General features: G+C 40.2%; 22 protein-coding genes. 7 read left to right on the top strand and 15 right to left on the bottom strand.

From position 1 onward, the window contains the following. Positions 1 to 32: 32 nt before the first annotated feature. Positions 33 to 530 carry an SRPBCC domain-containing protein gene (locus tag RMA95_RS02860; RefSeq protein WP_032048139.1) on the top strand — a complete coding sequence of 166 codons (498 nt, stop codon included), beginning with the start codon at positions 33 to 35 and terminating at the stop codon, positions 528 to 530. A 135-nt stretch (positions 531 to 665) separates the two neighbouring features. Further along, complete coding sequence (gene msrA / locus RMA95_RS02855) at positions 666 to 1,190, top strand: peptide-methionine (S)-S-oxide reductase MsrA (protein ID WP_032048138.1); 525 nt, start codon at positions 666 to 668, stop codon at positions 1,188 to 1,190. A 57-nt stretch (positions 1,191 to 1,247) separates the two neighbouring features. Here the strand turns inward: msrA and RMA95_RS02850 are convergent, their stop codons facing one another. The 5 genes from RMA95_RS02850 to RMA95_RS02830 all read right to left on the bottom strand — a co-directional run bounded on the left by RMA95_RS02850 (position 1,248) and on the right by RMA95_RS02830 (position 5,092). Next, positions 1,248 to 1,652 carry a biopolymer transporter ExbD gene (locus RMA95_RS02850; RefSeq protein ID WP_002053449.1) on the bottom strand — a complete coding sequence of 135 codons (405 nt, stop codon included), beginning with the start codon at positions 1,650 to 1,652 and terminating at the stop codon, positions 1,248 to 1,250. After that, positions 1,652 to 2,272 (bottom strand): MotA/TolQ/ExbB proton channel family protein, encoded by a 621-nt coding sequence (locus tag RMA95_RS02845; RefSeq protein ID WP_002053291.1) that lies wholly within the window; start codon positions 2,270 to 2,272, stop codon positions 1,652 to 1,654. The genes RMA95_RS02850 and RMA95_RS02845 overlap by 1 nt, the downstream gene beginning before the upstream one ends. A gap of 44 nt (positions 2,273 to 2,316) precedes the next feature. Further along, positions 2,317 to 3,072, bottom strand: a complete 756-nt coding sequence (locus RMA95_RS02840; protein ID WP_311069537.1) for a TonB family protein — start codon at positions 3,070 to 3,072, stop codon at positions 2,317 to 2,319. 389 nt (positions 3,073 to 3,461) lie between these two features. Further along, positions 3,462 to 4,325 carry a formyltetrahydrofolate deformylase gene (gene purU / locus RMA95_RS02835; protein ID WP_005066088.1) on the bottom strand — a complete coding sequence of 288 codons (864 nt, stop codon included), beginning with the start codon at positions 4,323 to 4,325 and terminating at the stop codon, positions 3,462 to 3,464. A 74-nt stretch (positions 4,326 to 4,399) separates the two neighbouring features. Beyond that, complete coding sequence (locus RMA95_RS02830; protein ID WP_263612870.1) at positions 4,400 to 5,092, bottom strand: TetR/AcrR family transcriptional regulator; 693 nt, start codon at positions 5,090 to 5,092, stop codon at positions 4,400 to 4,402. Positions 5,093 to 5,204: 112 nt separating this feature from the next. Between RMA95_RS02830 and RMA95_RS02825 the strand changes: the two genes are divergently transcribed. The 4 genes from RMA95_RS02825 to RMA95_RS02810 all read left to right on the top strand — a co-directional run bounded on the left by RMA95_RS02825 (position 5,205) and on the right by RMA95_RS02810 (position 9,082). Then, positions 5,205 to 6,653 carry a coniferyl aldehyde dehydrogenase gene (locus RMA95_RS02825; RefSeq protein WP_311069535.1) on the top strand — a complete coding sequence of 483 codons (1,449 nt, stop codon included), beginning with the start codon at positions 5,205 to 5,207 and terminating at the stop codon, positions 6,651 to 6,653. Positions 6,654 to 6,820: 167 nt separating this feature from the next. Next, complete coding sequence (gene rpmB, locus RMA95_RS02820) at positions 6,821 to 7,057, top strand: 50S ribosomal protein L28 (protein WP_000048256.1); 237 nt, start codon at positions 6,821 to 6,823, stop codon at positions 7,055 to 7,057. Between the two features lie 12 nt (positions 7,058 to 7,069). Then, positions 7,070 to 7,225, top strand: a complete 156-nt coding sequence (gene rpmG / locus RMA95_RS02815) for a 50S ribosomal protein L33 (RefSeq protein ID WP_001205031.1) — start codon at positions 7,070 to 7,072, stop codon at positions 7,223 to 7,225. A gap of 147 nt (positions 7,226 to 7,372) precedes the next feature. After that, the gene (locus tag RMA95_RS02810; protein WP_311069534.1) at positions 7,373 to 9,082 is read left to right on the top strand and encodes a cation:proton antiporter; all 1,710 of its coding nucleotides are present in this window, start codon (positions 7,373 to 7,375) and stop codon (positions 9,080 to 9,082) included. A 36-nt stretch (positions 9,083 to 9,118) separates the two neighbouring features. Here RMA95_RS02810 and RMA95_RS02805 read toward each other — a convergent pair whose 3' ends face one another. The 10 genes from RMA95_RS02805 to RMA95_RS02760 form a co-directional block, all read right to left on the bottom strand. Then, positions 9,119 to 9,397: a hypothetical protein gene (locus RMA95_RS02805; RefSeq protein WP_002053465.1), complete on the bottom strand. Its 279-nt coding sequence runs from the start codon at positions 9,395 to 9,397 to the stop codon at positions 9,119 to 9,121. 112 nt (positions 9,398 to 9,509) lie between these two features. After that, on the bottom strand, positions 9,510 to 10,013 hold the full coding sequence (locus RMA95_RS02800) for a DUF6586 family protein (protein ID WP_004710685.1): 504 nt from the start codon (positions 10,011 to 10,013) through the stop codon (positions 9,510 to 9,512). Between the two features lie 80 nt (positions 10,014 to 10,093). Further along, positions 10,094 to 10,450 (bottom strand): ASCH domain-containing protein, encoded by a 357-nt coding sequence (locus RMA95_RS02795; protein WP_311069533.1) that lies wholly within the window; start codon positions 10,448 to 10,450, stop codon positions 10,094 to 10,096. Positions 10,451 to 10,457: 7 nt separating this feature from the next. After that, entirely contained in the window at positions 10,458 to 10,697 is a 240-nt protein-coding gene (locus tag RMA95_RS02790) for an RNA-binding protein (RefSeq protein ID WP_004698872.1), read from the bottom strand. A gap of 73 nt (positions 10,698 to 10,770) precedes the next feature. Then, positions 10,771 to 12,750 carry an ATP-dependent helicase gene (locus RMA95_RS02785; RefSeq protein WP_311069613.1) on the bottom strand — a complete coding sequence of 660 codons (1,980 nt, stop codon included), beginning with the start codon at positions 12,748 to 12,750 and terminating at the stop codon, positions 10,771 to 10,773. 116 nt (positions 12,751 to 12,866) lie between these two features. Then, a complete protein-coding gene (locus RMA95_RS02780) occupies positions 12,867 to 13,439 on the bottom strand; it encodes an HdeD family acid-resistance protein (RefSeq protein WP_049066792.1) in 573 nt (190 codons plus the stop codon). A gap of 137 nt (positions 13,440 to 13,576) precedes the next feature. Continuing rightward, positions 13,577 to 14,335: a hypothetical protein gene (locus RMA95_RS02775; protein WP_311069531.1), complete on the bottom strand. Its 759-nt coding sequence runs from the start codon at positions 14,333 to 14,335 to the stop codon at positions 13,577 to 13,579. 86 nt (positions 14,336 to 14,421) lie between these two features. Then, positions 14,422 to 17,058: a type I DNA topoisomerase gene (gene topA, locus RMA95_RS02770; protein WP_311069530.1), complete on the bottom strand. Its 2,637-nt coding sequence runs from the start codon at positions 17,056 to 17,058 to the stop codon at positions 14,422 to 14,424. A gap of 35 nt (positions 17,059 to 17,093) precedes the next feature. Next, positions 17,094 to 17,543 carry a hypothetical protein gene (locus RMA95_RS02765; RefSeq protein WP_002053270.1) on the bottom strand — a complete coding sequence of 150 codons (450 nt, stop codon included), beginning with the start codon at positions 17,541 to 17,543 and terminating at the stop codon, positions 17,094 to 17,096. 147 nt (positions 17,544 to 17,690) lie between these two features. Beyond that, positions 17,691 to 18,068: a helix-turn-helix domain-containing protein gene (locus RMA95_RS02760; protein WP_212284977.1), complete on the bottom strand. Its 378-nt coding sequence runs from the start codon at positions 18,066 to 18,068 to the stop codon at positions 17,691 to 17,693. Between the two features lie 99 nt (positions 18,069 to 18,167). Here RMA95_RS02760 and RMA95_RS02755 point away from each other — a divergent pair, with 99 nt between their 5' ends. Then, the gene (locus tag RMA95_RS02755) at positions 18,168 to 19,175 is read left to right on the top strand and encodes a zinc-binding alcohol dehydrogenase family protein (protein WP_311069529.1); all 1,008 of its coding nucleotides are present in this window, start codon (positions 18,168 to 18,170) and stop codon (positions 19,173 to 19,175) included. Positions 19,176 to 19,195: the final 20 nt, after the last annotated feature.

Below are 19,195 nucleotides of genomic sequence, written 5' to 3'. Positions count from 1 at the left end.
TTAACCAGTTTTCTAATTAAAGGAAAATAATCATGACAGAAAAAATTACGCCATTTAGTATTTCTAAAGTATTCAATGCACCTCGTGATCTTGTATTCAAGGTTCATACTGATATGAATCACTTACAAAATTGGATGAGTCCAAAAAATTTCAAAATCATTCATACCTCAATGGATTTTGGAGTTGGTGGAACTTATCACTATGGGTTAGAAGGACCCGATGGAACACAAATGTGGGGTAAGCAAGTGTTTCGTGAGATTGTACCCAATGAGCGATTAACGTTTATTCAATCTTTTTCAGACAAAGACGGTAACAACACACGACACCCTATGTCACCGACATGGCCATTAGAAATGTTAGCAACCACAACTTTTGAAGATATTGATAATAAAACAAAAGTCACAATTACTTGGCAACCGTGGAACTCTGACGATATTGGTAACTCAACTTTTGATTCTGCACGCGATGGAATGACGCAAGGATTTAATGGAACATTCTCCAATTTAGAAGCTTATTTAAAAACCCTTTAAATATAGAGGATCTGTTGGTGGCTATCGAAAACTAAATAAGTTATTCTCTTTTTCTTTACTTTTTTATACACGCTTTACTTTGTAATCTAGATAGATAGACCCTATTGTAATAGGCAGGAAATAGAGGGAAAAACAATGCAACAGGCATTATTTGGCGGCGGCTGTTTTTGGTGCGTCGAAGCCGTATTTTTACAAATACGTGGTGTAGAAAAAGTAACAAGTGGTTATGCTGGTGGGCATACAACTCAGCCAACTTATGAGCAAGTATGTCAAGGTGACACTCAGCATGCTGAAGTGGTCCTTATTGACTTTGATGAACAACAAGTTACATATTCTCAGTTACTTGATGTCTTCTTTGCAACGCATGATCCAACGACTTTAAACCGCCAAGGTAATGATATTGGTACTCAGTACCGCTCTGTTATTTATTATTATAATGAAGAGCAAAAACAGGCAGCAGAACACACGATTCAAACATTAAAAGATGATGATCTTGATATTGTGACTGAGCTGTCTCCTGTCCCGACATTCTATCCAGCCGAAGAATATCATCAGAATTACTATGCAAAGAACCCTTCACAAGGTTATTGCAACTTTGCGATTCCACCTAAGCTACTTAAGCTATATAGTAAATTCCAGCATCTGATGAAAGATCAATAAATCAGAGCAATAAAAAAGCAACCAAATTGGTTGCTTTTTTATTGAGTAAACTAAATTTTAGTTTTCACTGACAAAGGCAATATCGCTCAGTCCGGCTTCACTGGCGCGAGACATTACCTGAGCCACAGTATCGTACTTCGACTCTTTATCAGCACGAAGTTGAACGGTTGGTTTAACCGCACCTTGACCTGCTTCTTGGAAACGTTTTTGAAGCTCATCAAGACTAATTACTTGAGTATCCCAAGCCACTTCACCATTTGCATTGATACTAATCGTAATTGCTTTTGGTGGTGGATCAATAATTTCAGCAGTTGTTTTAGGCAGTGTTAATGGAATCGATGGGTTGGCAACTGTTGCTGTGACCAAAAAGATGATCATTAACACCAACATAATGTCGATTAGCGGAATGAGGTTCATCTCATTTATGCCACTATCGTGGTCTTCACCCAATTGAAAAGCCATTAAGCTTGACCTCCAACATAACTTTGCTCTGCAGTTTTAACATCAGACTTTACAGTTGAGTCTTGCTGCAACATCGTATCAATTAACAAACTGTGTGCTTGATCTTGTAAATCATGAGCAAGACCACGGTTAGCACGTACACAAATGTTATAAGCCAATACCGCAGGAATCGCAACTGCAAGACCAAGACCAGTCATAATAAGTGCTTCACCTACTGGTGTAGCCACTTGAGCCAATCCTGCTTGTCCGCTCTTACCTACAGCAACCAACGCGTGGAAAATACCCCATACCGTACCAAACAAACCAACAAATGGTGCAATTGAAGCAATTGTTCCTAAAACAGAAATACCTTTCTCAGCATTGACTTTTTCAGCAGAAATTTGGCGCAATAATGCTTGCTCTGCAACTGCTTTACGCTGTTCAAAACTCAAAGGCTGTAACTTCGCTTTTAGCGAACTAATAGCTTTAGAGAGTTGAGCATAAGCTTGTTGTTTTAGTTGGCGAGTCCCCATCAAACGTAAGATGAAAACTGTCCAGGTAGCAATCGACATTGCCAATAAGATGAAATACAGGGTTTTACTCACTGCATCTGCATGTTGCCAATAGATTGAAAAGTTCATATTCGAACTCCTGATTAAGGTTAGCCGTTGGGACTCAAATTCGTTTAAGGGGTTAAATCAAACGGTTGCTCTGCTTTAATTGGATAAGCAACACCGTTTTCCATATAAGGTTTAAATTTTGCACCACGTACAGCACGGACTACTTTGTCATCTAGACTTGAAATGCCGCTGCTTCGGGTTACGCGCACATTAGTAATCTTGCCTTTTTCATCGGCTTCAATGAGTACAACAACTGAACGCGCTTCGCCTTGTAAATCTTTTGGTGAAACAGTCAAACGTGGTGAGCGACTCCACTGCACACCTGAACCACCAATTGAAACATGTTTCGGTGATGGATCTGGCGCAGGTTGAGCTTTAGGTGCTTCTTGTACCACTGGTTTTGGCTTTTCAACGACTTTTTCAGTCACAGTAGTCGTTGGAGTAACTACTTTTGGTTCAACTTTAGGTTCTGTCTTTACTGTTTGTTTAGGAGTTTCAGCCTTTTTCACCTGCTGAATTTTTTCCACTGGTTTAGGTGGAATCACAGGTTTCTCAACAACCTTTACCTCTTTCACTTCTTTTTTGGGTTCCGGCTTTTTAGGCGGTTCTTTTGGTTTCGGTGGTAAAGGTTTTGGTTGTTCTTGAATTTTTACAAAGCGGACTTGTAAAGGCTTCTTGTCAATTGGCTTTAGTTCAGCAGGCTTAATGTGGCTAACTGCCCATAAGACCCCGATATGACCAATTGCAACCGCAATTAGGGCCGTGATGACTTTCTTTTTCATCGGATTGGGAGAGTTTAAGGCTGCGGAAGATTGACTCATAAGAATCTAATTACCTAATGGATGATGATCTCGACTTCAATTTATAGAAACGATTTCAAACATCGGATAGAACAATAAAGTGCCACAATAATAAATGAGAAGTGTTTTCATTTGCAACTAATTTTTTGCGAAAAACATTTCCTAGTATTGTGCAATCTAACTTCATAAAGTGATATCACCTTACTTTTCTCATGCTTAGACAACACACTAAAATTTGTTAGTTCCATAGACTACTTATCAAATCGTGCTCAACTTAAAAAAACATTAAGTAGTTACAATATTGAGAATAACCAATAGAACATCAAATTAAGGTTATGTTATAACATTTTAAATTTATTTTAGCCATAAAAAAGCACACTCAAAAGTGTGCTTTTAAAAATATAAGGTAATTAGAAAACAACTGTCTTATTACCATCTACAATAATGCGGTCTTCCAAATGCCATTTAACAGCACGAGCCAATACATTACGTTCTACATCTTCACCAAGCTCACGTAACTGCTCAACGTTATAATCATGGCTTACACGTTCAACGTCTTGCTCAATAATCGGGCCTTGGTCTAGGTCAGCAGTCACATAGTGAGCTGTTGCACCAATCAACTTCACACCTTTTTCATAGGCTTGCTTATATGGGTTTGCCCCAACGAAAGCAGGTAAGAATGAATGGTGAATATTGATGATTTTCATTTCCCATTTTGCAACAAAATCTTCGCTTAAAATCTGCATGTAACGTGCAAGAACTAATAAGTCGTTACCTTGCATCATTTCATCAATTTGAGCATAAGCTTCGGCTTTATTGTCTTTGGTTACTTTAATTACAGTAAACGGAATACCAAAGTTCTCAACAGATTCACGTAAATCTTCATGGTTAGAAATCACATGCGTAATTTCACAAGGTAAAGAACCACGCGCATGACGCCATAATAACTCAAGCAAAGCATGGTCGACTTTAGAAACTAAAATACCAACCTTTTTAATTTCGTTTACGAAAGCAAGACGCCATTGCATGCCATAACGTTCAGCAACGTTGGCAGCAAATGTTTGAATTAATGCATCTTTACGCGACTGTAAATGATCAAGTTCAAATTCAACACGCATGAAATAACGTCCGCCTTGAGCTTCCGTCGCATATTGATCAAGCGCGGTAATGTTTGCACCTTGATGGTACAAAAAGCTCGATACAGCCTGTACGATCCCAGGCTTGTCTTCACAAGTAATCAGTAAACGGGCTGTATTGGCAGTGGTCATATTCATTTTGTTAATATCACTTAATTGAGACAAATTTTTAATAAGCCGAGTATTCTAGCGCTCTAAATAAGCAAGCACAACTATTCATCTTTTAAGGATGACAAGCTTGCAAAAAGATCAGAAGGTCCAAGTGATTCGAGCAATTGTTCATAAGTCGCACGGCTTTCACCCATTAGATAAGGACCCTCTAAGAAAACCATTTGGCGTAATGCTTGCCAAACCCATTTTTCCTCAAGGTGGTTATTGTCACTAATATGGCCGGACATATATAAAAAGTTGGTCCAGTTGGTTAAGACAATCCAGAGGTTAATAATTAAAGCTTCAATTTCGGAAGCTGTCATTTTCATAAGACCCGCATCGACAAAGGCCTGATAAATTCTTTGTCCTTGCTGCATCACCTGCCCCGCAAAGCGCGGATAGATTTTCTTAAAGTCTTCGTTACTTTCCACTAAGTGATAAACATCGCGATGAATAAAGCGATAGTTCCACAACTGACCGCTGAGCACCTGAAAATAACTAATTTTGTCGTTGGTGGTTAATGGTCTGTCTTCAGGTAAAGAGAGCATTTCTAAAGTCTCGACCTGATACTGATACATTAATTCCTTAATAATTTCATGCTTGTTTCGAAAGTGATAATACAAGTTTCCAGGACTGATCCCCAGCTCTGCAGCAATATGATTGGTAGTGACAGACCGTTCGCCACGCTCATTAAAGAGCTGCAAACTGATTTGTAAAATCCGGTCTTTTGTCTTCAGAGCTTTAGGTAGAGACATTTTAATAACCTTCGTTAATTCATATGGTTAAGACTTGCATACAGAAACCAACTTGACTCTTTAGAGTATTTACTCTAAAAAATAAGTATATCAGTATATTTGGTAAGTACCGATGAACAGTCAAACAAAAACAAATCCAGAGACTCAGGTTCTTTATGATGTTAAGCATTTACAAGATTTGCTTGAGCAGCAAAAGATTGCCTACTTACGTCATCCGGTACCCACTGCTAAAGAGCGTATTGATCGTTTAGCTCGTCTTAAAAAAGTCTTGGTAAAATATCAAGATCAGATTGCCGAAGCAATTAACCTTGATTATGGCAATCGTGCCATTATGGAAACCAAAATTGGTGAGTTACTTACTTGTCTTGAACAAATCAAGTATTACAGTAAGAACCTAACCGGATGGATGAAACCATCAAAACGCCATATCAGTGTATTACATCAACCAGCAAAAGGTTGGGTACAATATCAACCAATGGGTGTAATTGGCATTATTACACCATGGAACTACCCGTTACTACTGTCTGTTGGTCCACTCATCTGTGCTTTAGCTGCCGGCAACCATGCCATGATCAAAATTTCGAGTGCATCTCCAAATTTTGGACAGATTCTTGAAAATGCACTTTCTGAAGCTTTCCCACAAGAACTGGTTGCTGTAGTAAACGGCGGTGGCGTCATTTCTGATGCGTTTAGTCATCTGCCTTTCGACAAAATGATTTTCACAGGCTCAACTTCCGTTGGTAAAACAGTCATGGCAGCCGCAGCTCAAAACCTTGTGCCAGTTATTCTTGAGTTGGGTGGTAAATCCCCTGCTCTGGTACATGCTTCTGTAGATATGAAAGATGTCGCACAGCGTATTGCTGTAGGTAAACTATGGAATGCAGGCCAAACTTGCGTTGCACCCGACCATATTTTCTTGCCACGCGGGAAAACTGCCGAATTTATCGAGAACTTTAAATTGATTGTGGCTGGAATGTATCCTCATTTCCGCAACAACCAAGACTACACTTCTATTATTAATGATAAACAGTACAACCGGATTCAAGGTTATCTTGAAAATGCCCGTGATCAGGGTGCTCGTATTGTTGAAATCAATCCGCAAAATGAAATTTTAGATGATGTCCGCAAAATTCCACCAACTTTAGTGACTGGTGTAACGACTGCAATGGATATCATGCAAAATGAAATTTTTGGCCCTGTGCTACCAATTTTAGAATATGACCAAATAGAAGAGGTCATTGAGTTCATTAATAGTCGTCCACGTCCTTTAGCAATGTATTATTTTGACTATGATCAGGCACGCGCCGATTATATCTCGCAGCATACTCATTCAGGACATTTCGGAATTAACATGGTCATTACCCATGTTGCTCAAGATGACTTGCCATTTGGCGGAATTGGGGCATCAGGTATGGGCAAATATCATGGACCAGAAGGCTTTTTTGGGCTTTCACATGAACGTTCGGTGATGTCAAATCCAAAACTTTATAGCCTGAAATACATTCTTCCACCGTTCAATAAACCAATTCATCGCTTCATTTCGAAAACCTTGTTGCGTTAACTGATCAAGGCATGATCTGTTACACTAGATCATGCCTCGTTTTTACCAATTTCGCTTGTCTTTTAATCGTATTTTTGGTATAAAACGCCCCTTGAATGAATTCATCCGTTTACATTTAGTATGACTGGCCACAGATTTGCTGTTGGCTAAATCAATGGAGTTACACCATGTCTAAGGTTTGCCAAGTTACCGGCAAGCGTCCAGTCGTTGGTAACAACGTCTCACACGCCAACAACAAAACCAAGCGCCGGTTCGAGCCGAACCTGCACCACCACCGTTTCTGGTTAGAAAGCGAAAAACGTTTTGTACGTCTTCGTTTAACCACTAAAGGTATGCGTATTATTGACAAATTGGGTATCGAAAAGGTTGTTGCAGACCTTCGTGCTCAAGGTCAAAAGATCTAAGGAGTCTGAGCAATGCGTGATAAGATTCGTCTCGTTTCTTCAGCTGGTACAGGTTATTTCTATACCACGACTAAAAACAAACGTACTATGCCGGAAAAAATGGAAATCAAAAAATTTGATCCAAAAATCCGTCAACACGTGATTTTCAAAGAAGCTAAAATCAAATAATTTTAGCGTCGAAAAAAACGACTTCTTTAAGAAGTCGTTTTTTTTTGCATTTTTTTTATACCCGCCTTTTTGTTAAACTTTCTACATATTCCGCCTTGGCATTTTTTATGCTTGTCTTTAGCCTAACTCACGTAAAAGGAGTTTTTAGTGCCGCATGACGTAGATTTAATTATTTTACTTGCTGTTGGTTTCGGCGTTGCCCTCTTTTTTGGCTATATTGCCGCCCGACTACGACTTCCCCCTCTTATCGGCTATTTAATTGCCGGAATTATTATTAGTCCTAATACCCCTGGCATAGAAGCAGATATTCATCTTGCAAACCAACTTGCTGAACTTGGTGTAATGTTCCTCATGTTTGGCGTTGGGATGCATTTTTCATTAAATGATCTTTTACAAGTTCGACGTATTGCCTTACCTGGTGCAATTTTACAGATAGCCGTTGCCACCTTACTTGGCGTTGGCGTTTCAATGTTATGGGGCTGGAGCTTTGGTTCAGCATTGGTTTTTGGCTTAAGCTTATCGTGTGCGAGTACCGTTGTATTATTAAAAGCTTTAGGAGACCGTGGTCTTTTAGACTCTGTAAACGGCAAAATTGCTGTAGGTTGGCTGTTAGTTGAAGATTTAGTGATGGTACTTGTTTTAGTACTTCTTCCAGCTACAGCGGTTTTACTTGGTGGAAAAGCACCGGCAGGCGCAGAAGGAAACATCTGGCTAACGCTTGGAATCACCCTATTAAAAGTGATTGGCTTTATTGCCTTTATGCTGATTGTAGGTAAGCGTGTTGTTCCTATCATTATGCAGTTTGTTGCGCGTTTAGGTTCAAGAGAGCTATTTACGCTGACCGTTGTAGCAGCAGCTGTTTCGATTGCCTATGGCTCTTATGCCATCTTTGGGGTTTCAATGGCGCTAGGGGCGTTCTTTGCGGGTATGGTCGTAAAAGAATCAGACTTTAGCCACCGTGCAGAAGAAGAAACCCTTCCTTTACGTGAAATTTTCTCGATTTTATTCTTCGTTTCGGTAGGAATGTTGTTTGATCCACATATCCTTATCGAGCGTCCACTGCATATTTTGGCAGTTATCGCGATTATTATGGTGGGTAAAACGCTTGCTGCAATGGCGTTGGTTTTATTCTTCCGCTATCCAATTAATACTGCTTTGACCGTCGGGGCCAGCCTTGCACAAATTGGTGAGTTCTCATTTATTTTGGCAACGCTAGGTGTTTCTTTAGGTCTATTAACGCTAGAAGCTCAAAACCTGATTTTAGCAGGTGCCTTGTTCTCAATTACGCTTAACTCTTTTGTTTTCTCGGGAGTTGAACCTGTACAACGCTGGATTCGTGAACGCTCTCATTTAGCACGACTTCTCGAGCGCAGTGGTGATCCACTCGCGATGTTGCCAGATGAAGTTGACCAAGCTTATCTACGCGATCAAGTGGTGATTGTAGGGTATGGTGGTGTTGGACGACGTATTACTGAAAATTTAATTAATCAGAATATTAAAGTCGTAATTGCAGAAGAAAATCGTGAAATTGTAGAAAAGCTGCGTCAAGCAAATATTGCTGCCGTGAGTGGTGTCGCAACTGAACCTGGTGTTTTAATTCAGGCTCATATCATGCATGCACGACTATTGGTGATTTCCCCTATGGATATTTTAGATATTCACCGAATTGTAGATATTGCCAAACAATTAAACCCTCAAATTCAGGTTTTAATTTGTGCAGAAAGTAAAGAAGAAGCTGCCGTCATTCGACATGAAAATATTGGCGAAGTCTTCTATGCAAAAGAAGAAATGGCAAAGAATATGAGCCATCATATTTTAAATCAAATCGAACTCGCGCATCAGTCAACACATCATTAACGCATACAAAAAAGCGTACTCAAGAGTACGCTTTTTTTAACTTAGGAATTTAGGCTGCTCATCTACAACTTCAGCCTGCCATTCATTGACCTGCTTTTCGAGCAGTCCAAATAAAGCAGCTTGAATCATATGTTGGGCAACGATAGGCGTTTGCTCGCCTAATATCTCTTTTAGTTCATCACTAAATTGAATTTTAACCAAAGGCTCTTTTTCAGAACCAGCATTACGCAAGGCGAGCTCACCACCTTCGAGTTGGACTAACTCCAACACTGCTTCTTGATTTCCAAATAACTCTTTCAATTGCTGTATAGACATATACTTCCTCCATGTTTCAACATGGTGGCAAAGCACCCTTGCACTTTGCATCTCTCGTCTTATTTATATAGGCGCACTGGGATTAAATTTCAAGCGCTCAGACAGTTTAATTTTAGAACTCGACCATTTCGTTACGAAAACCATCAATTAAATGACTTAACTCTCTATGCCATTCACGCAAAATTTTCACATCAGGTAACCATGACTGGGGTCCCTGAGTCACTTTAATGATCAAATTAGAAGATGTTTCTTCTTCCGGTGTTGGTTCAGTGGGTTCCGGTGCATATTGGCACATACGGTAAGCACGTTTTAACTCTGCCACAAAACCATCTTTGGCCAATTGCTGCAAAACAGAAACTTCAGGAGAAACCTGTCCTTTTGCCGCCATATGTTCTTCAATCGATTTTAATGTCGGCTGTGAATCGTTTAAACGGTAGTAACGTACCAGTTCTTGCAAAAATGCCAGCATCGCACCATGCAAGTGAAAGACAGCTGTTTCACGATACGCTTGCACCTGCTGTACATGATCAGTTTGCTCTGCTTGTTGACACGCTAAGCGCGCAAAATAGAGTTTTTGATTGGTACGATCGGCATGATAACGAGCAACACGTGACATAACTAAACTTTCCTGTTCTAAAATTGCCATCAATGTGGCTATTCTTAGCTTAACGACTCCATTGATAAAATCAACGTTATTTATGGAAAATCCAAAGCGACTTGATAAATTTTTCGTTTAGCCTGCACTTTCAACTTCTGCTTCAATGGACGCACATTACTCAGAACCCAAGCGAAATATCCTTCACTCCAACTAGTAGCACAGGCAGGTTCAATCTCATCATTTTGCCAAACATGAATAGAGGCAACATCGACCAAAGCGACAGCTATCCCCTCTTCTTCATCATCATTGATTAAAAAATTCTGGTTTTCAACAATTAATAGATCTTTAAGAGGCAACTCTGTAGGCACCCATGAACAAACTTCCAGTGTCTTTACACCTTGGGCTATACGGGTTCCATTTGGAGCAACCACAGAAAGAGCTAAAAATTGTTGCATAAAAGCATTACTCTTCAGCGGCTTTAACGCGAATTCCGTAACCTTTTACTTTAAGTGTATTTAAGCCTTTAATGGCTTTGATCGCTTCACGCGGATTCGGCATTTCGACAAAGCCAAAACCTTTTGATTTACCTGTCTCTTTATCGGTTACAACGACACAAGACTCAACTTTACCATAAGCCTTAAACAGCTCTAAAACTTCAGCTTCAGTCACTAAACGATCTAAATTACGAACTAATATTTTCATTTTCCAACCTTCATTGGCCTTCAAAACAAAGGCCAATATACATTTGAGTATTCACAGTGTCTTATACAGTAGTTTAGTCGAGATCGATACCAAAACCTAAGTTTACTGTTCGTGAAGTGTTCCATTGTTTTTTGGCAAATGGCTGTGGAACTTGACGATGAATTTTTGCCTGAACTAAATGCGCAGGTAGATCATTTAGGAAATAACTTTCGATTTTACGACCTTGTTCATCATACGTGTCTTGTGACCATGTATTAAGATTTTGCTTCGTCAAAATCAATTCATTTTCCGCACGTGTTAATGCAACATACAATACGCGGCGCTCTTCTTCGACATCATCAAAATCACCCTGCGCACGCGCATATGGAAACTGATTTGGCGAGACATGCGGTACATAACATACTTTTTGCTCTGCACCTTTAGCCGAATGAATTGTAATTAAGGTCACTAAATCATCATCGCCCGCTTTTTCAATTTCAGAAACTGAAATAGGTTCAAGCACATATTCTTCAAGAAACTCACCAAGTGAGGCATGCTTACGCGCCAGTTGTTTAACCAGATCAAAATCTCTAGCGCGACGTGACCAGTCTTTCGTTTTATAGTTTTGCTCTAACTGTTCACTTAGGGCATCGAGTGCCAAACCAATACTTGCTTCAACATGCTGCTGTAACACATCAAGCTGCTTCAAAATCAAAATAGCCTGTAAAGGGACTTTTCCATGACGCTCCAAACGCTGACAACGCTCTTCAACTTCAGCAATACCCATTAACTCTTGTGCTAACTTACTGGCCCCAACGTCACCAATGCCATCCCATAAGGTTAAAAAGCGCATCCACGCTAAGTCATCCTGCGGGTTACTCACAATACGTAAGAGACTGAGCACATCTTTTACATGTGCGGATTCCAGTAACTTTACGCCCCCAATAAAACGATACGGAATTTCAGCAGCAATAAATGCCCCTTCCAAATAGCGAGCGCTGTAGCCAGAACGAACTAACACCATATGGTCGTACCAATTTGCACCCTGCTGATGTCGCTCTATTAAGTCTTGTGCAATCCAATTGGCTTCTTCAAATTCATTACCAAACAAATGCAGTTGTGGCTTTTGCCCTTTGCCACGATATGCCTGTAGCTGTTTTTCATAATCGATTGGGCTATGCGCCAATAACCAGTTTGATAAGTCTAATATTTCTTGAGTTGAGCGGTAATTTAAATCTAAAGTATGAATAACCGCATCAGGAATCCGTTCTTTAAAAGAATGGATGTTTTCAAAATCGGCCCCACGAAAACCGTAAATTGACTGAGCATCGTCACCCACACAAAATAATTTCACCTTACCAATGAGTGGCTGCAAAAGAGCCCACTGTAAAGGGTTGGTATCTTGCATTTCATCGACCAATAAAGCTTGGCAGAAACCAGCAACCCAATCTGTTAGTGGTTCAGAATTTTGCAAATGAACAGCGACAATCGACAAAATATCGTCATAGTCTAAAAAGTTACGCTCTCTTTTACGTTGCTCATAAGTTTTCATTAGCTCCGCAATTTGTGCCTTGTACTCATATGCTTCAGGTAATTGCTTGAGTAATGCCTCAGAAAGCTTAGATTGCGTATTGCGGGCATAAGAATACAAATCACACAGCTCTGCTGCTTTAGGCAAAACGTTATCTTTGTCTTTGCCTCTCAATAAGCGAAACATGAGTAACTGATCATCACGATCAATAATACTAAATTGGGTTAAACCAAACGCTTGTGGATTACGACGCAGCAAGTACATGCAAAAGGTATGAAAGGTTGATGCACGAAGGCCTTTGGCTTGTGCTCCAACATGCTGTTCAACCCTTGCCACAATTTCACTCGCAGCACGGCGAGTGAAAGTTAAAATCTGGATTTGATTTGCAGGTAATCCCTGATCAATTAAATAAGCTGCGCGAGCAACAATGGTTTTAGTCTTGCCACAGCCCGCTCCAGCCAAAACCAGACAGTTTTGAGCCGTAGTCGTTGCTGCCTTTTTTTGCTGAGCATTTAATTCATTAATTAACTTTGCAAGACTCATAACACACATCGCTAAAACACCAAGGCCTAGTTTAACAGACCCATGCCACGACATGGACCCTAGCACACTAAAAACAAAAAAGGACACCTTAAGTGCCCTTTTATTCGCTATTTAATTTAAGAAACTGTTTTTGAGCTAGAAGGTAAATGTTTAATTGCAGAAGCAAGCCCTAAAAAGTTAATGCCCTGAAATAAAATATCTACTGCCAAAAACATTCCTAGCACCCAAAATGGTGAGTCCTTAGAAACTAAAATTAAAATACCTGTAGCGAGGGTTAATAATCCTGAAAATAAGGTCCAGCCCCACCCTGCAATTGGCCTTAATAAAAATGCATTTATGGTGCGGATTACCCCAGCAATAATCAGTGCAATCGATAACAGGCTAGTTAAAACCACAGCTGTAGTCACAGGTGTAGAAAATGCGTAATAGCCAGCCATTAAATATAGCACCCCGAAAAGTGCCCAAAGCCATCGGCTACCACCTTTAAATACACTTAAGGCAGCAATCAAATGCAGAACACCACCTATCATCATTAAAATACCAAATAGGAAAACAACCGAAAATGTTGCAAATGGTAATGAGCTAAATAAGACTAAACCGAAAATAATGAGCACAAAGCCTAATATTAGATACCATTTACGATCAGCATGTAGCTGATTACGAACTAAATCATTACCTACAGTTTTCATCATGGCTACTCTTATTATCAGGTATTAGGAAGTATATATAATGTCATTATAGTGATGTACTTCACATTTATTGTCTGTATAAGATCTGCATCGTTTATTAACAATTGATGTGGATAAAACAGTATTTATCCACAATTTTATTTCAACCAACCAATTTCTTGAGCTGTTGGTAAACCTATGACTGTTTCTTGTAAATCACTCGGCATTTTATTGGTCTGCTCAGACAATGGCGTTCGACCACCCATGATTTCTGTTAACTTTTGTGGGTAAAGAGGCACTTTTTCAGGTTCTGCATAACCTAATGGATAGATCGGCTGGCCTGTTTTTAAATCATATTTATCTTTTGCGCCAAAGCCATGCAACAGCTCATGAACAAGAACGACCTGATTTTCTGATGCCTGCTCACGTGTAGCAAACAAATTAACGCTACCAATACGGCCTTTTTCTAAAGCAGTCGAATGCACCAAAACTTTTTGATAACTTGGATCATAATAATTTAAATAAAGCTTGAGTGATGCTCCGCTATCTTCAGACTGTTGTTGTCGCCACGCATAAAAACGAAACTTTAAACTCCACCAAATTACATTCAGGATATTGGCATTTTGCGGAACCACAGGTGGTCTTTGCTGTAGTTCTTGACCTAAACGAATTTCAAAATTGCTGGGCTGCCCACGATAATGCTGTGACCATTCACGTAAATAGCTTTTGAGTGTTTGGAAATCAGCGTTTTGTAGCTGATGAATATAAGCTTGTGTGGTTTGTAAGCCATCCGCATTTACTGGGTGCAATACCACGATAACAGGCTGGTTCCAATCTTGGTTCTGGTCACGCCATGCCTGAACCGCAACGATTAATAAAATAATCAATAAACACAAAATCCGAATGTTTTTCCACATTCTTTTTCCCCATAAAAATTAAATTTTCTTTTATTGTTGTTGATATAAAAAATGCTAGCTGAGCTAGCATTTTTCATCTGTCTTATTTAGCCTTCAATCCATTTACCGTCTTGATAAATCAGACTCCATTTAGTTTGTTTACCTTCTGGTGTTTCAGATCCTACATACTGTGATTGGTTCTTACGACTAAACTTCACAATAGTTGGATTACCTTCAGGGTCTACATCTGGAGCTTGTAAAATAAACTGGTATTTTGGATCAAGTTGGTCAGCCACACTACGAAGCTCAGCAACTTTTGGTGCACGTGTTTCACGAATTTTCGGGAACTTACTTGCAGCCAAGAACAGACCAGCCGCGCCATCACGTAACACGAAATAGTCATCATGCTTGGTTGAACGCAAATGTTCCATCTTGATTGGTTCTACACGTGGTGGTGCAGGTTGACCACTCTTCAAGACTTTACGAGTATTGTCACAGCTTGTACAAGCGAAATACGGGCCGAAGCGACCAGTTTTAAGCTGCATTTCACCATCACATTTATCACATGGAATAGTTGGGCCATCATAACCCTTAATCTTGAACTCGCCTTCTTCAAGCTCATAACCATCACAATCTGGGTTGTTACCACAGACATGTAGTTTGCGACCACCATCAATGACGTAGCTGTCCATTGCTGTACCGCATTTTGGACAACGATGCTTTGACATCAAGTCAGCCGTTTCAGCTCCATCATCATCAGATAACGCTGCTAAAGACTCAACTGGCGTTAAGTTCAAGGTTCCTTTACAACGTTCTTTAGGTGGTAAGTTATAACCTGAACACCCTAAGAACACGCCTGTTGTACCCGTACGAATTTGCATTGGACGTGAACATTCAGGGCAATGTACTGCTGGTACTTCAACTGGCTGATTACGGCGCATGCCTTGCTCGCCTTGAGCATTGGTCAAACGCTTTTTAAAATCACCATAGAATGTGTCTAACAATTCTTTCCAGTTGCGCTCACCTGTAGCAACTTTATCGAGCTGTCCTTCAAGGTCGGCTGTAAACGCATAGTTCATCAGGTTATTAAAACTTTCATCAAGACGATCTGTCACGATCTCGCCCATCTTCTCTGCAAAGAGACGGCGATTTTCTAATTTGACATAACCACGTTCTTGAATCGTAGAAATAATGGCAGCATAAGTTGACGGACGGCCTATACCACGCTTTTCAAGTTCTTTTACTAAAGATGCTTCAGTAAAACGAGCTGGTGGCTTGGTAAAGTGCTGACTTGGGTCTAGCTTCTCTAATTTTAAAATTTCACCTACTTTAATTGCAGGTAAAATAATGTCGTCGTCAGATTTGTTAGCACCACGAACTTTTGTAAAGCCATCAAATACAAGCGTACGGCCTTTTGCCTTTAATTCAACATTGCCCGCTTCAACGGTTAAAGTTGAAGATAGGTATTCTGCTGGTGTCATTTGGCAAGCAACAAATTGACGCCAAATCAAATCATACAAACGCTGAGCATCACGCTCTACACCTGCAAGCTGGTCACCTGTAAGTGCAACATTTGACGGACGAATTGCTTCATGGGCTTCTTGAGCACCCGCTTTATTACCATAGCGATTTGGTTTTGCCGGTAAGTATTTCTCACCAAACTGGCTTTCAATATGAGCACGAACCATATTTACAGCGTCATCACTCAAGAATGTTGAGTCCGTACGCATATAGGTAATAAAACCAGCTTCATACAAACGCTGCGCCAGCATCATGGTTTTCTTCACAGAGAAACCTAAGCGTGTACTTGCAGCTTGTTGTAAAGTTGAAGTGATATATGGTGCGCTCGGATTCACCTTAGTCGGCTTATCTTCACGCTGTGCAACTTTATATTCAGCGTTCTTTAAAACTTCTAATAAAGCATCAGTTTCAGCTTTATTTTTCAGTTTAAGCGTCTTACCTGCTTGTCTAACTGCTTCAAGACGGATGTCATCTTTTTTGGCTTGCGTATCTGCAAAAACTTGCCAATATTCTTCTGGAATAAAAGCACGAATTTCACGTTCACGTTCAACAACAAGCTTTACAGCCACAGACTGTACACGACCTGCCGACAAACCACGGGCAATCTTTTCCCAAAGTAATGGCGAAACCATGAAACCCACAACGCGGTCCAAGAAACGACGCGCTTGCTGTGCATTCACACGGTTTAAGTCTAAGCGAGTTGGTTGTTTAAATGCTTCTTGAATGGCATTTTTAGTAATTTCGTTAAATACCACACGGTGATAACGACTATCGTCACCACCAATCACTTCGCGTAAGTGCCAAGCGATTGCTTCCCCTTCTCTATCCAAGTCCGTTGCGAGATAGATTGCATCTGCATCTTTTGCAAGTTTCTTGAGTTCAGCAACAACATTTTCTTTGCCAGGTAGAACTTCATAGTGTGCCTTCCAGTCATGTTCCGGATCGACACCCATACGATTAATCAGCGCAGATTGAGCTTTTTGTTCTTTTTCAGCTTCAGTGAGTTTTGTCCGGGCAGCCGGCTTTTTCTCTGTTGATTTGCTGCCGCCTGTTGGCAAGTCACGTACGTGACCCACAGAAGACTTAACAATGTACTGCGAACCTAAATATTTGTTGATGGTTTTCGCTTTGGCAGGCGACTCCACAATCACTAAGGCACGTTTATGTGCAGCAGAGGCAGTAGATGCTGTGCTTTGAGATGCAGAGCGCGAGGTATTCGCCATATAAAATGTTATTCCTATACCAATAAATTTAAAAATCAGGCTTCAGCCAAGGCCAACAGATAAGCCTTCATCTCATCTAATTGCGTGGCTTTTAGGTCCGATTCCTCATCCCAATAAAGGCCTACACAGTTTGCCTGCATATCAATAGCATAAATCCCTTTTAATGCAATGGGAGAATCATTAAATTTCTCATCACCCTGCACTACTTTTAATTTTCCGTCTATAACACGAGCACGCATGAGCGTTAAACGAGCATCGGGGATCAATACACTATAATAAGCAACCATGCTGGCACGCTTTTCAGTTGCCATCGGGACATGTGTCCATTCAGGTGCGGCAATTATGCGTGGATGTAGCCCCATTTTGCGGGCTTTGTCTCGCATAATACCTAGTGCCTTTTCACGTGGACTCACTCTTAAACCAAAAATGGAGCCTAGCACGAAAAGAACAATGATAACGGTAACCCAAATTCCGATATTGTCCATAGCAAAACCTATTAATCTCTTTTATTAGAGTTGCATAAGCTGACCAGAAAACGCAAGTTACATCATAAAAATAATGTCCAATTAACCGACGAGGTTAAAAACTACAACATTTCCTCATAGATATTCTTAGCAATCTAGGCACAATATTTAGGCGCTCTTTTCAGTTTCAAGAGTAGATAACTTACCAAACTGATCCAGATGTGCATCTCCCCATGTTTTTAGAGCAAGAAGAATCTGCTCCAGTCCGCGCCCCAAATCAGTCAGGCTATATTCCACTTTAGGGGGAACTTGAGGATAAACCTCGCGATGAATAATGCCATCTTGTTCTAACTCACGAAGCTGATTGGTGAGCATTCTTTGCGTAATGCTTGGAACTCGTTTACGAATTTCATTGAACCGTAAAGTTCCTTCATTTAATAAATGCCAAAGAATGACACATTTCCATTTGCCATCAATCAAACTGATCGCGGCTTCAACTGAGCAACCCGGTGAGCAGTCAAAACTTGAATGTCGAGCTTTTGCCATTTTACAGTATCCTTTTTGACACTATGAGCGTTATTTGTCTGTAGTCACTATTTTTAAGCTTACGTTATGATCAAACTCTCAACAAGAGGAATCACAATTATGAAAGCTGTCGCATATCAAAAAGCAGGGCCTATTACATCGCCAGAGGCACTCGTAGATATTGAACTCGACACTCCCGTTGCAGAGGGCCATGATCTGCTTGTTCGCGTACAGGCTATTTCAGTAAATCCGGTCGATACCAAAATACGTAAAAATGTAAGTGCTGAATCTGGCTGGAAAGTGCTTGGCTGGGACGCTGTAGGTGTGGTTGAAGCGACTGGAGATAAAGTCACTCAATTTAAAGTAGGTGATGTGGTCTGGTATGCAGGCGCTTTAAATCGCCAAGGCAGTAATAGTGAATTGCAATTGGTTGATGAACGTATTGTTGGTCATAAACCAAAAATTTTAGAAGCAACAGAGGCAGCTGCTCTCCCTTTAACTGCAATCACGGCTTGGGAGATGTTATTTGATCGTCTGCAAGTTCCAAAAAATGCACCAGTTAATACGACTATTTTAGTGATTGGTGGGGCTGGCGGTGTAGGTTCAATTACCATTCAACTTCTTAAGCAATTAACTAACCTTACGATTATTGCGACAGCTTCACGCTCTGAAACGAAGGAATGGGTAAAACAACTTGGTGCCGACTATGTATTAGATCATCGTGAACCTTTAGCACCACAAATCAAGCAATTAGGCTTAAATGCACCTTTATATGTGTTCTCGACTACTCAAACAGATCAGCATTTAGCAGATATTGTAGAGTTGATTGCACCACAAGGGTATTTTGGCTTAATTGATGACCCTGAGCAGTTAGATATTAAACCATTTAAATCGAAGTCTGTATCGGTGCACTGGGAGTTTATGTTTACGCGTTCAATGTTTCAAACTGAAGATATGCAAAAACAAAGTGAAGTATTAAATGAAGTCAGTAAGCTGGTTGATGAAGGGAAAATCAAAACGACAGTGACTGAAGTTTTAAGCCCTATTAATGCAGAAAACTTAAAACAGGTTCATCAGCAAATTGAGAGTGGTAAGACAAAAGGGAAAATTGTTTTACACGGTTTTTAACTAAAATTAAAAATATCCTC

It is taken from the genome of Acinetobacter sp. V110_1, assembly GCF_031798975.1.
Classification (GTDB): Bacteria; Pseudomonadota; Gammaproteobacteria; order Pseudomonadales; family Moraxellaceae; genus Acinetobacter; species Acinetobacter nosocomialis_A.
The sequence above is the reverse complement of the archived record's forward strand: the minus strand, read 5'-3'. Positions and strand labels throughout refer to the sequence as shown.